The sequence below is a fragment of the Variovorax sp. RA8 genome (assembly GCF_901827175.1).
In the GTDB taxonomy this organism is placed as follows: Bacteria; Pseudomonadota; Gammaproteobacteria; order Burkholderiales; family Burkholderiaceae_C; genus Variovorax.
On record NZ_LR594662.1, the window covers coordinates 1,633,570 to 1,645,480 of the forward strand.

Below are 11,911 nucleotides of genomic sequence, written 5' to 3' on the forward strand. Positions count from 1 at the left end.
GTGATCGACCTCGGCATCTCGAAAATCGCACTGATCGGCGCGGTCGCGCTGATCGTGATCGGCCCTGAGAAGCTGCCCAGGGTCGCGCGCACCGTCGGCACGCTGCTGGGCAAGGCCCAGCGCTACGTGAACGACGTCAAGGCCGAGGTCAACCGCTCGATGGACCTGGACGAGCTGCGCAAGATGAAGGACACGGTCCAGGACGCCGCCCGCGATGTCGAGCACAGTATCCAGACCGGCGCCAGCGACTTCGAGAAGCAGTTCTCCGACATCGGCCAGACGAGCTCCGAGCTGGCCGAGCCCACGCCGAGCTACCCCGAGTACAAGCATCCCCGCAAGAAGTGGCGCCTGAAGCAGGGCGCCATGCCACAGTGGTACAAGGCACGCAACGGCGTGCGCACCCGGGCGCTTTCGGGCGCGGCGCGCGTGGCCCGCTACCGTCCGCACAAGATCAACTGAGAGCCGTCCGCTCGTTCCGGCCGCGTGCAGCGCGCCTTCCCACCTTTGCCCGCAGCGCTCCCCCACATGGCCGATTCCCCCGACAAGAACAAAGACGACGAGCTGGCCGGCACCGAGCAGCCTTTCGTCGCGCACCTGATGGAGCTGCGCGACCGTCTGCTCTACTGCGTCTACGGGCTCGCGATCGCGGGCATCCTGCTGGCAATCTGGCCCGGCCCGAGCGGGCTGATCGACCTCATCGCGGTGCCCATCCGCGCCCACATGCCGCCGGATGCCAAGCTGATCGCAGTGGGCGTGTTCTCGCCCTTCTTCGTGCCGCTGAAGGCGCTGCTGATGGCCTCGGTGCTGCTGACCCTGCCGTGGCTCATGTACCAGGCGTGGATGTTCGTCGCGCCCGGCCTCTACAGCCACGAAAAGAAGTTCGCGCTGCCGCTCATCATCTTCGGCAGCTTCCTGGCCTATGCGGGCATCGCCTTCGTGCAGTTCTTCGTGCTCGACAAGATGTTCGGTTTCATCCAGAAATTCACGCCTGAGGCGGTGGCGGCCACGCCGGACATTGCGTCGTACGTCGAAGCCATCCTGTCGCTCTATCTAGCGTTCGGCGTCGCCTTCCAGGTCCCGATCGTCGTGATGCTGCTCGTTCGCTTCGAAATGGTCACCATCGAGAAGCTGAAGAGCTTCCGCGGCTATTTCATCGTGCTGGCCTTCGTGGTGGCGGCGGTGCTTACGCCGCCCGACGTGGTCTCCCAGCTTGCGCTGGCGATCCCGATGTGCGTGCTCTACGAAGTCGGCATCGTGGCTGCGCGTTACTTCGTCAAGCACAGCAAGGCGCCCGAGGAAAGCGCCGATTCGGCGCAGCAGCCCTGAGCGGCCGGCCTACTCTGCGCGGCGCATCGGTGTGCGGGGCCTCGGGCCCGGTGTGACGTCCAGCTCCATCTTGTCGCTGCCGCGCTGAAGCGCAAAGCGCGAAGGATTGCCGGGCTTGAGGCCCGCGACCGCCGTCAGCAACTCCTGCACGTTGCCGATCTGCTTCTTGCCGACGCCGGTGATCACGTCCCCCGGGCGCACGCCCGCCCGTGCGGCCGGGCCGTTCTGCAGCACGCCGGTGATGATCACGCCCTTGTTGGCCTTGACGCCGAAGGTCTCCGCCAGCTCCGGCGAGAGGTCGTTGGGCTCGACGCCGATCCAGCCGCGCGTCACTTTGCCTTCCTTGACGATGTCTTCCAGCACCTGCTTGGCCGTCGAGACCGGAATCGCGAAGCCGATGCCCATGCTGCCGCCCGAGCGCGAGTAGATGGCGGTGTTGATGCCTTGGAGGTTGCCGTTGACGTCGACCAGCGCGCCTCCCGAGTTCCCGGGATTGATGGCGGCATCGGTCTGGATGAAATTCTCGAAGGTGTTGATGCCCAGCTGGTTGCGCCCCAGCGCCGACACGATGCCGCTGGTGACGGTCTGGCCGACGCCGAAGGGATTGCCGATGGCCAGCACCTGGTCGCCCACCTGCAGGTTGTCCGAGTCGCCCAGCACGACCACCGGCAGCTTGTCGAGCTCGATCTTGAGCACCGCCAGGTCGGTGTCGGGGTCGGTGCCGATCACCTTGCCGCGCGCGTGGCGGCTGTCGTTGAGCGTGACGTCGATCTCGTCGGCCCCTTCCACCACGTGGTTGTTGGTGAGGATGTAGCCATCGGTGCTGACGATCACGCCGCTGCCCAGCCCGATCTGCGGCTGGTCGCCCTGGTCGCCGAAGAAGAAGCGAAACCACGGGTCATCGCTGCGCGGGCTGCGCTGCGCCGCCTTGCTGGTGTTGATGCTGACCACCGCCGGCGAGGCCTTCTTCGCCGCCGCGCTCAGGCTTCCCGGCGCGATCACCGAGGGGCTGGACACCGGCGCCTCGATCACCGACACCATGCCGCCCAGCGAGGTGGCGCGGCGGCCGATCCATTCGGGCTTGAGCGTGGCGACGACGAAATAGGCCGCGAGCATCACGGTCACGGCTTGGGCGAACAACAGCCAGGTGCGTTTCATGAAAAAGAGGAGAAGAGGGTTGCAGCGTTGCCGTGAAAGCCGGCTTCAAGAGCCGCATTGTCCCCCAACGGTCGGGCGGTTCCGGTGCGCATGAGCCGGAAGGGGGCCTATTCCGATGGCTCCTGTCTCCTCATGGAAAACCCTGCCGTCTGCGCGCTGTCCAGCACCCCCGGCGGCAACATGGCAAGGCGAACCGCCGTTCAAGTCTCGGCGCTGCGAGGCCACAATGGCGCGATGAGCACCACCCGACACGAGCTATTGCACGCCTTCGACCTGCTGCTCGCCCCCGAGCGCTTCAAGGACTACGGCCCCAACGGACTGCAGGTCGAGGGTCGCACCTCGGTGCGCAAGATCGTCTCCGGCGTGACTGCGAGCTGCGCGCTGATCGAGGCCGCCATCCTTGCCGAGGCCGACGCGATCTTCGTCCACCACGGCCTGTTCTGGCGCGGACAGGACGGCCGCGTGACCGGCTGGATGAAACAGCGCCTGGGGCTGTTGCTCGGCGACGACGTGAACCTGTTCGCCTACCACCTGCCGCTCGACGCTCATCCCGAGCTCGGCAACAACGCCCAGCTCGGGCTGAAGCTGGGCCTGGTCGCGCACGCGGGTGCGACCGGCCGCTTCGGCGAGCAGGAGATCGGCTTCCTCGGCGCGCGAGTCAATGGCGAGACCTTCGCCAACGCCCGCGCGCTCGCCGCGGATGTGGAGAAGGCGCTCGGCAAGAAGATCACCCTGGTCGACGTGCCGGCGCCGCGGCCGATCCGCAACATCGCGTGGTGCACGGGCGGGGCGCAGGGCTATTTCGAGGCCGCGATCGCGGCCGGCGCCGATGCCTTCATCACGGGCGAGATCTCGGAGCCGCAGGCCCACTATGCGCGCGAGATGGGCGTTGCCTTCCTCGCCTGCGGCCACCATGCGACGGAGCGCTATGGCGCACCCGCGGTGGCGGCCCACGTGGCCGCGCAGCTGGGCCTCGCGCACGAATTCATCGACATCGACAACCCGGCGTGAAGAGCCAGGTCCTCGCCATCACCCTGGGCGATGCCGCGGGCATCGGCCCGGAGATCATCGCCCGTGCCTTTCGCGATGCGCCCGAACTCACTCGAGGCTGCTTCGTGGCCGGCGACCTGGGGATCGTGCGCCAAGCGGCGCAGGCGCTCGAAGCGCCGGGACAACTCGCGCTGCCGGTTGCATTGATCGAGGCGCCAGCCGAGGCCCTCGCCGTGCCGCCATGCTGCATTCCCGTGCTGCAGGCGGTGCGCCCGCCCGATGCAGCAATCGCGCCCGGCGCGATCAGCGCGCTCGCCGGCCGCATCGCGGGCGACTGCGTGGTCTGGGCCGCGCGCGCCGCGTTGCGCGGCGAGGTGGCGGCAATCGTGACCGCGCCGCTGCACAAGGAGGCGCTGGCCGCCGCCGGCTATGCCTTTCCAGGGCACACCGAACTGCTGCAGGCCGAGGCCGCCGCCTACCTGGGCCGGCCGGTTGCCGATGTCCCGGTGCGCATGATGCTGGCCAACGACGAGCTGCGCACGGTGCTCGTGAGCATCCACATGTCCTTGCGTGCGGCGATCGATGCCGTCAGCTTCGAAGGCGTGCTGCAGACGCTGCGCATCACGCACGACTCGCTGTCCTCGCTGCTGGGGCACGCGCCGAGGATCGGCGTCGCCGGCCTCAATCCGCATGCGGGGGAGGGCGGGCTGTTCGGGACCGAGGAGCGCGACATCATCGCGCCGGCCATCGCGGCCGCACGTGCCGAGGGCATCGCCGCCGACGGGCCGCATGCGCCGGACACCGTCTTCATGCGCGCCCGCGCCACCGCGCAGCATGCCGGCGAATTCGACGTGGTGGTCGCGATGTATCACGACCAGGGCCTGATCCCGGTCAAGTACCTGGGCGTCGAGAAGGGCGTGAACGTGACGCTGGGGCTGCCGCTGGTGCGCACCAGCCCCGATCACGGCACCGCCTTCGACATCGCGGGCAGCGGCCGGGCCGACGCGAGCAGCCTGGTCGAGGCGATCCGGATGGCGCGCGCGCTGGCCTTCAGGGGCGCCTGAGGCCGTCGCGGATTTCGCGCAGCAGCATGATGTCCTCGGGCGGTCCGGCCGGCGGTGATTCCTCGTGCTTGCGACGCAGCTTGTTGATCTGCTTGACCATCATGAAGATGATGAACGCGAGGATCGCGAAGTTGACCACGATGGTGATGAAGTTGCCGTAGGCCAGCACCGGCACGCCGGCCTTCTTGAGGTCGGCCAGGTTGTTGGCCACACCGGCCGGTATCGTGCCCAGTACCACGTAGAGGTTCGAGAAGTCGAGCTTGCCGAACACCAGGCCCACCACCGGCATGATGATGTCGGCGACGATGGAATCGACGATCTTGCCGAAGGCGGCGCCGATGATCACGCCGACCGCGAGGTCGACCACGTTGCCCTTGACGGCGAACTCGCGAAACTCCTTCAGGAAACTCATGGGGGCTACCTCGCGCGCTTGTTGTTGGACCGCGGCAGTATAGGGGGGCGCCTGGCCGGCGGCCACGCCTTGCACTCGCGTTGAATTCGCTTGTGACGCTCCGCTACAATCGTCGGTTGACCCAAGCCCCCATCGAAGAAGACTGAGGACCCCCATGAGTGACATCTCCGTCGGCCGCCAGCGGATCGACAGCAGCAAGCGGACGTGGTTGATCGCATCAGGCTGTGCCGGCGCAGTGGGCGGAGTGGCCACCGCCATCCCGTTCGTCAGCACCTTCCAGCCTTCTGAAAAAGCCAAGGCAGCCGGTGCGCCGGTCGAGGTCGACATCGGTGGTCTACAGCCGGGCGAGAAGCTGACCGTCGAATGGCGCGGCAAGCCGGTGTGGATCCTCAAGCGCTCTGCGGCCCAGATTGCCGAGCTGCCCAAGCTCGACGGCCAGCTTGCCGATCCGCAGTCCAAGCGCAACCCCGACGAGTTCACCCCCGAGTACGCGCGCAACGAGAACCGCTCGATCAAGCCCGAGGTCCTGGTGGTCGTTGGCATCTGCACCCACCTCGGCTGCTCGCCGATCGACAAGCTCCAGGCCGGCCCGCAGCCTTCGCTGCCCGACGACTGGCACGGCGGCTTCCTCTGCCCCTGCCACGGTTCGACCTTCGACCTGGCCGGCCGCGTCTTCAAGAACAAGCCCGCACCCGACAACCTGCCGGTGCCCCCGCACATGTACCTCTCCGACACGCGCCTTCTTATCGGCGAAGACAAGAAGGCCTGAGGAGCAAAGGAACATGGCTGAATTCAAGGAAATCTCGCCCAACGCCCCCGCCGGCGAAAAGCTGCTGAACTGGGTCGACAACCGCTTCCCGCTGACCAAGCTGTGGAACGACCAGTGGGGCCAGTACTACGCGCCGAAGAACTTCAACTTCTGGTACATCTTCGGCTCGCTGGCCATGCTGGTCCTCGTGATCCAGATCGTGACCGGCATCTTCCTCGTGATGCACTACAAGCCCGATGCGGCGCTGGCCTTCGCCTCGGTCGAGTACATCATGCGCGACGTGCCCTGGGGCTGGCTGATCCGCTACATGCACTCGACGGGTGCCTCGGCCTTCTTCATCGTCGTGTACCTGCACATGTTCCGCGGCCTGATCTACGGCAGCTACCGCAAGCCGCGCGAGCTGATCTGGATCTTCGGCTGCGCCATCTTCCTCTGCCTGATGGCCGAGGCCTTCATGGGCTACCTGCTGCCCTGGGGCCAGATGAGCTACTGGGGCGCGCAGGTGATCGTGAACCTGTTCTCCGCCATCCCCTTCGTCGGCCCCGACCTGGCCCTTTTGATCCGCGGCGACTACGTGGTAAGCGACGCCACGCTCAACCGCTTCTTCAGCTTCCACGTCATCGCGGTGCCGCTGGTGCTGCTGGGCCTGGTGGTCGCGCACCTGATCGCGCTGCACGAGGTGGGCTCGAACAACCCTGATGGCATCGAGATCAAGGCCAAGCGCGGCCCCGACGGCCATCCGCTGGACGGCATTCCCTCGCATCCGTACTACACGGTGCATGACATCTTCGGCGTGGTGGTGTTCCTCACCATCTTCTCGGCCGTGATCTTCTTCGCGCCCGAGGCCGGCGGCTACTTCCTGGAGTACAACAACTTCATCCCGGCCGATTCGCTGAAGACGCCGAACCACATCGCGCCGGTCTGGTACTTCACACCCTACTATTCGATGCTGCGCGCGATCACCAGCGAGATGATGTATGCACTGATCGCCTGCGTGATCGCGGCCGCCGTCTTCGGCGTCTGGAAGGCGCGCGTCGCAGCGATCTTCAAGGCCGTCATCGTGATCGTCGCCGTCGGCGTCGCGGCAATGATGCTGTCGATCGACGCCAAGTTCTGGGGCGTTGTCGTGATGGGCGGCGCGGTCATCATCCTGTTCTTCCTGCCCTGGCTGGACCACAGCCCGGTGCGCTCGATCCGCTACCGTCCGGGCTGGCACTGGTACCTGTACGGCCTGTTCGTCATCAACTTCGTGGTCCTTGCCTACCTCGGCGTCCAGCCGCCGTCACCGACGGGCGAGCGCGTGTCGCAGGTCGGTACGCTCTTCTATTTCGGTTTCTTCCTGCTGATGCCGTGGTGGAGCCGCCTCGGCGAATTCAAGCCGGTGCCCGAGCGCGTGACCTTCCACGCGCACTGAGAGAGCCGGAGCACACAACAATGAAGAAACTGATCCTCACGTTGATCGCAGCGCTCGGCATCGTCGCCGGCGCGCATGCCGCCGAGGGCGGCCTCGCCTGGGACAAGGCGCCCAACAAGACCAACGACCTGGCTGCCTTGCAGAACGGTGCCAAGCTGTTCGTCAACTACTGCCTCAACTGCCATTCGGCGGCGTTCATGCGCTACAACCGGCTGCAGGACATCGGCATCAGCGAGCAGCAGATCAAGGACAACCTGCTGTTCACGACCGACAAGGTTGGCGAGACCATGAAGGCCAACCTCGACCCGCTCCAGGCCAAGGCCTGGTTCGGCGGCGTTCCGCCCGACCTCACCCTGGTCGCCCGCTCGCGCGCCGGCCACGGCGGCACCGGGGCCGACTATCTCTACACCTACCTGCGCACCTTCTACCGCGACGACACCAAGGCGACTGGCTGGAACAACCTGGTGTTCCCCAGCGTCGGCATGCCTCACGTGCTGTGGGAACTGCAGGGCGATCGCCGCCCCGTCTTCGACAAGGTCGAGTCCCATGGCCATGCGGCCGAGGTGTTCAAGGGTTGGGAGCAGGTCACGCCCGGCACCATGACGCCGCTTCAGTACGACCAGGCGATGGGCGACCTCGTGGCCTATATGCAATGGATGGCCGAGCCGGCGCAGAACACCCGCATCCGCGTCGGCGTCTGGGTTTTGCTGTTCCTGGTCATGGCGCTGGTCTTCGTGTGGCGTCTCAATGCCTCGTATTGGAAAGACGTGAAGTAACAGAGGGAACGCGACCCGGCTTTGCGGGCACGCGTCCTTGCGGAGTGGGTTGCCCAGAGCAACCCACTCTTTTTAGTTTTTAGGAGCCTTAAGCCATGATGGTCTTGTATTCAGGAACGACCTGCCCCTTCTCCCATCGCTGCCGCTTCGTGCTGTTCGAAAAAGGCATGGACTTCGAGATCCGCGACGTCGATCTCTACAACAAGCCCGAGGACATCAGCGTGATGAACCCGTACGGCCAGGTGCCTATCCTGGTCGAGCGGGATCTGATCCTGTACGAGTCGAACATCATCAACGAGTACATCGACGAGCGCTTCCCGCATCCACAGCTGATGCCCGGCGACCCGGTCGACCGCGCCCGCGTGCGCCTGTTCCTGCTCAATTTCGAGAAGGAGCTCTTCGTCCATGTTTCCACGCTTGAGAACCGCAGTGCCAAGGGCAACGAGAAAGCGCTGGAAAAGGCCCGCTCGCACATCCGCGACAGGCTGACACAGCTCGCGCCCGTGTTCCTCAAGAACAAATACATGCTTGGCGACAATTTCTCGATGCTGGATGTCGCCATTGCGCCGCTGCTCTGGCGCCTGGATTACTATGGCATCGACCTGAGCAAGAATGCGGCACCGCTCTTGAAATACGCCGAGCGCATCTTCTCGCGCCCGGCTTACATCGAAGCGCTGACGCCGTCCGAAAAGGTCATGCGCAAGTAAACGCGAACGCTGCTGCTTTTTCCATGATCAATGCGCTGGAGTCCTCTTCGACCCGTCCGTACCTGATCCGGGCGCTGTACGAATGGTGCACGGACAACGGCTTCACCCCCTACGTGGCGGTGCAAGTCGACGATACCGTGCAGGTGCCGCGCGAGTATGTGAAGAACGGCGAGATCGTGCTGAACATCAGCTTCGATGCGACCAGCTCGCTCAAGCTGGGTAACGACTTCATCGAGTTCAAGGCCCGCTTCGCCGGCACCGCGCGCGAGATCAGCGTGCCGGTCGGCCGCGTGATCGCGATCTATGCGCGCGAGAACGGCCAAGGCATGGCCTTTCCGGCGCCGGCTCCTACCGCGGCGCCGGCCGATGCCGGCGGCACGCAAGCGGGTCTGGCAGCGCCCGCGGCGCGCGTGCCCTTGCGCGATGCCTCCCGCGGCGCGGAAGCCGATGCCGGCAAGGTGGTGCACCTGATCAGCGGCGAGAGCGCGACGGAGGACGCCGCGGCAACAACGACGGCATCTACGCCGCCGGACCCGGAAGATCCCCCGCGGCCACCGGGTGCGGGTGGTTCGCGTCCTTCACTGAAACGCATCAAGTAGCAGCAGAAGCGACCGGACGGCGCGCGCGGGGACGCCGTTAGAATCAACGCCCATTCCGATGCCGCTTTAGCTCAGTTGGTAGAGCAACCGCCTTGTAAGCGGTAGGTCGTCAGTTCGATTCCGACAAGCGGCACCACAAACAAGCCCAGATGAGTCCAAGACCATCCGGGCTTTCTTCTTTTCCCTCCGAAGGCTTGCGATCACTCGAGTGACCTGAGCGCGTCGTCTCTCTTCATCACCGTCGCGTACTTCTGATCCATGTCAAAGAGGCTTGCCTCGTGCGGACCCAGCGCGCGATCGCCGACACAGTCCGAGACGACCAGCGGCCGGAAGCCCCAGGACATCGCATCGACCACGCTGGCCCGAACGCAGCCGCTGGTGACGGCGCCCGCGACCAGCAGCGTCTGTATGCCGCGCTGCGCCAGCCAGGCAGCCAGCGAAGTCCCGAAGAAGGCTGAAGGTACCGTCTTGCGCACGACCAGTTCCCCGGCGCGCGGCGCGAGCTGGGCCACGATGGCGCTGTTGGGTGTCTTCTCCTTGAGGCTCAGCATGCCGGGCACCTTGATCGAGAAGATGTTGTGATCGGCGTCGTCATCCGCATAGACGATGCGGCTGTGGGCGATGGCCCAGCCCCGTTCGCGCGCGGCGGCGAGCAGCGGGACTGTATTCGCGATGGCCGCGGGAATGTTCCCCCCGCCGAAGACCTCCGGATCGGCGAAGCCATTGACGAAGTCCACGATCAGGAGGCCCACCGGGCCCCGCAGCGGCAGCGAAGCGCCGAAGCCCTGGCGTTCGTAGGTCTCGATTTCAGCGTGCATCGTCGGGCCCCATTCCATCCAGCACCTTGCCGTGGCGCACCATGTCTTCGCCGTCCAGCCGCACGGTGCAGCGGCGCAGCGGAATGTCGATGTGGCAGGCCGTCGTGCGGCTGCCGCCCGCCTCGTTGTTCGGGCCGAGCGAGAACAGGAAGTTGCCTTCATAGGCGCGCGCATCCATGCCGATGGAAGCCTCGCGGTTGTAAAGGCCCAGCGTCGACCAGCGCGCGCGCGGCTGCAAGCCCCAGCCGATGTGCGAGATTGCGTAGGCCTCGGGGTCGTGGAAGGAGGCCATGTAATCGTTCAGGAGTTCGGCGTCGAGGCCGCCTTCAATTTTCGTCGCATAGCCCTTCTCGACCGTGAGCACGATGCGGTCCGCGGCGTAGGCCTTCTGCGGCAGCAGGATGTCGCCGCGGTCGATCACGATGCGCCCGCTGGCGCCGCCTTCGTCGGGGAAGGTCAGGACGAAGCCGCTAGGCCAGTGGTCCCAGCGCCCGGGCTCGTCGACGAAGCCGTATTCGCTGATCGCCGGGAACTGGCCCAGCGGGCAGCGCAGGTCGGTACCGGCGTCGGAGACGACATGCATCCGCGTGGCGCGGGCGATGCGCGCGGCCGCGGCCTTCACGCGCGCGCGGTCGGCCTCGGTGGGCAGCATCCGCACCAGCACCTCGGGCGGCTCGACCGCGAGCAGGATCTTCGTGCCCGAGGCCAGGATCTCGTGCTGCTCGGGCGAGAACAGCAGCGTCATCAGGTCGAGGACCAGGTCGCTCGCCTTGAGCGCGGCGATCGCCGCATTGTTGCCGGTGAGCGGCGTGGTTCCCAGGTAGGCCAGGCTGTCGCGGCTCAGCGATTTCTCGGCGTTGACCGGCGGCAGGTCCAGCCGGTTGACGATCGCGCCCTTGGCCTGCGCGGCCGCCAGCGCGCACTGCAGCGTCTGTGGGTGCGTGGCGGCGCTGGTGAGCACGGTCACGGTCTGGCCGGGCTCGAGCCTCGACAGGGTCAGCACCTGGTTCCAGGCGCCGATCAACTGATGGTCACTGACGGGCATGGGTTTCTCCTTCGAAAGGAACACCGAGGAAATCGCCGAAGGCGCGGTAGAAGCCGGACGCGTCGTCCCACGGGATCATGTGGCCCGCGTTCGGCACGTGCGCGACCTGCATCGCCGGCATCAGCTGCTGCAGTTCTTCGAGATCGGTCGGACGGATCACGTCGCCGCGGCCGGCCGCGATGAGCAGCGTCGGCACCTCGATGTGCCTCAGGTCGGCGTGGATGTCGTCCTGGTGGAAGCCGTCGTAGGTGGCGACGATCGCGCGCTCGTCGCAGGTGTGCAGCCATTCGGAGCGCAGGCGCAGCTCGGCATCGGTCCAGGTCGGCGAGAAGGCGCGCAGCGCCTCGAAGCCGGCACCGTCGCGCATGAGGCGGATCGAGTCGATGTACCAGTCCAGCTTGGCGGGGTAGGCGCGCCGACCCGGGCCGGAGACAGGCGGATCGATGAGAACCAGCCGTTCGAGTCGGCCGCCATGATGGCGCGCGGCGCGGATGCCGATGCGCGCGCCCATCGAGTGGCCGACGAGCGCGTAGCCGTCGAGTCCGAGGGTTTCAGCGAACGCGCCGACGTCGGCCGCGCAGGCGTCCAGCGCGTAGTCGAGCGAGGCCGACGCTTCCGACAGGCCACGGCCGCGCACATCGAGCACGTAGGTGTCGAAATGGCGGCCGAAGCGCTCGGCGACGAAGCCCCAGGTCACGGCCGGGCTGGTGATGCCCGGTACCACGACCACCGGCCGGCCCTTGCCACCGTAGCGCAGGTAGTGCTGGCGGATGCCGTTGGCGCGCAGGTTCGCGCCGTACAGGAATGTGCTGTCCGTCATCGGCGGGTCCGCT

The 11,911-nt window shown here is 66.3% G+C and carries 14 protein-coding genes and 1 tRNA gene; 10 read left to right on the top strand and 5 right to left on the bottom strand.

Annotated elements, in window-relative coordinates:
• Both tatB and tatC read left to right on the top strand, forming a co-directional pair.
• Window positions 1-459 carry a Sec-independent protein translocase protein TatB gene (gene tatB, locus E5P3_RS07780; protein WP_162585449.1) on the top strand — a complete coding sequence of 153 codons (459 nt, stop codon included), beginning with the start codon at window positions 1-3 and terminating at the stop codon, window positions 457-459.
• Between the two features lie 66 nt (window positions 460-525).
• Window positions 526-1,326 carry a twin-arginine translocase subunit TatC gene (gene tatC / locus E5P3_RS07785; RefSeq protein ID WP_162585450.1) on the top strand — a complete coding sequence of 267 codons (801 nt, stop codon included), beginning with the start codon at window positions 526-528 and terminating at the stop codon, window positions 1,324-1,326.
• A 9-nt stretch (window positions 1,327-1,335) separates the two neighbouring features.
• On the opposite strand, the gene E5P3_RS07790 is transcribed toward tatC, so the two are convergent.
• Window positions 1,336-2,484, bottom strand: coding sequence for a S1C family serine protease (locus E5P3_RS07790; protein WP_162585451.1), 1,149 nt, complete (start codon window positions 2,482-2,484; stop codon window positions 1,336-1,338).
• 234 nt (window positions 2,485-2,718) lie between these two features.
• Between E5P3_RS07790 and E5P3_RS07795 the strand changes: the two genes are divergently transcribed.
• Together E5P3_RS07795 and pdxA are read left to right on the top strand one after the other, a co-directional pair.
• The gene (locus E5P3_RS07795) at window positions 2,719-3,495 is read left to right on the top strand and encodes a Nif3-like dinuclear metal center hexameric protein (RefSeq protein WP_162585452.1); all 777 of its coding nucleotides are present in this window, start codon (window positions 2,719-2,721) and stop codon (window positions 3,493-3,495) included.
• Complete coding sequence (pdxA, locus tag E5P3_RS07800; protein WP_162585453.1) at window positions 3,492-4,538, top strand: 4-hydroxythreonine-4-phosphate dehydrogenase PdxA; 1,047 nt, start codon at window positions 3,492-3,494, stop codon at window positions 4,536-4,538. The genes E5P3_RS07795 and pdxA overlap by 4 nt, the downstream gene beginning before the upstream one ends.
• Here pdxA and mscL read toward each other — a convergent pair.
• Complete coding sequence (mscL, locus tag E5P3_RS07805) at window positions 4,525-4,950, bottom strand: large conductance mechanosensitive channel protein MscL (RefSeq protein WP_162585454.1); 426 nt, start codon at window positions 4,948-4,950, stop codon at window positions 4,525-4,527. The two genes, pdxA and mscL, sit on opposite strands and share 14 nt — an antisense overlap.
• A 154-nt stretch (window positions 4,951-5,104) precedes the next feature.
• Between mscL and petA the strand changes: the two genes are divergently transcribed.
• The 6 genes from petA to E5P3_RS07835 all read left to right on the top strand — a co-directional run bounded on the left by petA (window position 5,105) and on the right by E5P3_RS07835 (window position 9,351).
• A complete protein-coding gene (gene petA / locus E5P3_RS07810) occupies window positions 5,105-5,719 on the top strand; it encodes a ubiquinol-cytochrome c reductase iron-sulfur subunit (RefSeq protein WP_162585455.1) in 615 nt (204 codons plus the stop codon).
• 13 nt (window positions 5,720-5,732) lie between these two features.
• Window positions 5,733-7,133, top strand: coding sequence for a cytochrome b (locus tag E5P3_RS07815; protein WP_162585456.1), 1,401 nt, complete (start codon window positions 5,733-5,735; stop codon window positions 7,131-7,133).
• 20 nt (window positions 7,134-7,153) lie between these two features.
• A complete protein-coding gene (locus tag E5P3_RS07820) occupies window positions 7,154-7,909 on the top strand; it encodes a cytochrome c1 (RefSeq protein ID WP_162585457.1) in 756 nt (251 codons plus the stop codon).
• A gap of 95 nt (window positions 7,910-8,004) precedes the next feature.
• Window positions 8,005-8,616: a glutathione S-transferase N-terminal domain-containing protein gene (locus tag E5P3_RS07825; protein WP_068684852.1), complete on the top strand. Its 612-nt coding sequence runs from the start codon at window positions 8,005-8,007 to the stop codon at window positions 8,614-8,616.
• A gap of 23 nt (window positions 8,617-8,639) precedes the next feature.
• On the top strand, window positions 8,640-9,215 hold the full coding sequence (locus E5P3_RS07830) for a ClpXP protease specificity-enhancing factor (RefSeq protein ID WP_162585458.1): 576 nt from the start codon (window positions 8,640-8,642) through the stop codon (window positions 9,213-9,215).
• 60 nt (window positions 9,216-9,275) lie between these two features.
• A tRNA-Thr gene (locus tag E5P3_RS07835) sits at window positions 9,276-9,351 on the top strand.
• A 64-nt stretch (window positions 9,352-9,415) separates the two neighbouring features.
• On the opposite strand, the gene E5P3_RS07840 is transcribed toward E5P3_RS07835, so the two are convergent.
• Genes E5P3_RS07840 through E5P3_RS07850 form a run of 3 tightly spaced genes read right to left on the bottom strand, consistent with a single transcriptional unit; the run spans window position 9,416 to window position 11,898 of the window.
• Complete coding sequence (locus E5P3_RS07840; protein WP_162585459.1) at window positions 9,416-10,033, bottom strand: N-carbamoylsarcosine amidohydrolase; 618 nt, start codon at window positions 10,031-10,033, stop codon at window positions 9,416-9,418.
• On the bottom strand, window positions 10,023-11,078 hold the full coding sequence (locus E5P3_RS07845; RefSeq protein ID WP_162585460.1) for a 2,5-dihydroxypyridine 5,6-dioxygenase: 1,056 nt from the start codon (window positions 11,076-11,078) through the stop codon (window positions 10,023-10,025). The genes E5P3_RS07840 and E5P3_RS07845 overlap by 11 nt, the downstream gene beginning before the upstream one ends.
• Window positions 11,065-11,898 carry an alpha/beta fold hydrolase gene (locus tag E5P3_RS07850; protein WP_162585461.1) on the bottom strand — a complete coding sequence of 278 codons (834 nt, stop codon included), beginning with the start codon at window positions 11,896-11,898 and terminating at the stop codon, window positions 11,065-11,067. Before E5P3_RS07850 ends, E5P3_RS07845 begins: the two co-directional genes overlap by 14 nt.
• Between the last annotated feature and the right edge of the window lie 13 nt (window positions 11,899-11,911).

Excerpts from the sequence above, each read along its gene's own strand:
- E5P3_RS07790 (WP_162585451.1), bottom strand. The coding sequence starts at position 2,484 with ATGAAACGCACCTGGCTGTTGTTCGCCCAAGCCGTGACCGTGATGCTC.
- E5P3_RS07850 (WP_162585461.1), bottom strand. The coding sequence starts at position 11,898 with ATGACGGACAGCACATTCCTGTACGGCGCGAACCTGCGCGCCAACGGC.
- E5P3_RS07820 (WP_162585457.1), top strand. The coding sequence starts at position 7,154 with ATGAAGAAACTGATCCTCACGTTGATCGCAGCGCTCGGCATCGTCGCC.
- E5P3_RS07825 (WP_068684852.1), top strand. The coding sequence starts at position 8,005 with ATGATGGTCTTGTATTCAGGAACGACCTGCCCCTTCTCCCATCGCTGC.
- mscL (WP_162585454.1), bottom strand. The coding sequence starts at position 4,950 with ATGAGTTTCCTGAAGGAGTTTCGCGAGTTCGCCGTCAAGGGCAACGTG.
- E5P3_RS07815 (WP_162585456.1), top strand. The coding sequence starts at position 5,733 with ATGGCTGAATTCAAGGAAATCTCGCCCAACGCCCCCGCCGGCGAAAAG.
- tatC (WP_162585450.1), top strand. The coding sequence starts at position 526 with ATGGCCGATTCCCCCGACAAGAACAAAGACGACGAGCTGGCCGGCACC.
- E5P3_RS07840 (WP_162585459.1), bottom strand. The coding sequence starts at position 10,033 with ATGCACGCTGAAATCGAGACCTACGAACGCCAGGGCTTCGGCGCTTCG.
- E5P3_RS07845 (WP_162585460.1), bottom strand. The coding sequence starts at position 11,078 with ATGCCCGTCAGTGACCATCAGTTGATCGGCGCCTGGAACCAGGTGCTG.
- E5P3_RS07795 (WP_162585452.1), top strand. The coding sequence starts at position 2,719 with ATGAGCACCACCCGACACGAGCTATTGCACGCCTTCGACCTGCTGCTC.
- petA (WP_162585455.1), top strand. The coding sequence starts at position 5,105 with ATGAGTGACATCTCCGTCGGCCGCCAGCGGATCGACAGCAGCAAGCGG.
- E5P3_RS07830 (WP_162585458.1), top strand. The coding sequence starts at position 8,640 with ATGATCAATGCGCTGGAGTCCTCTTCGACCCGTCCGTACCTGATCCGG.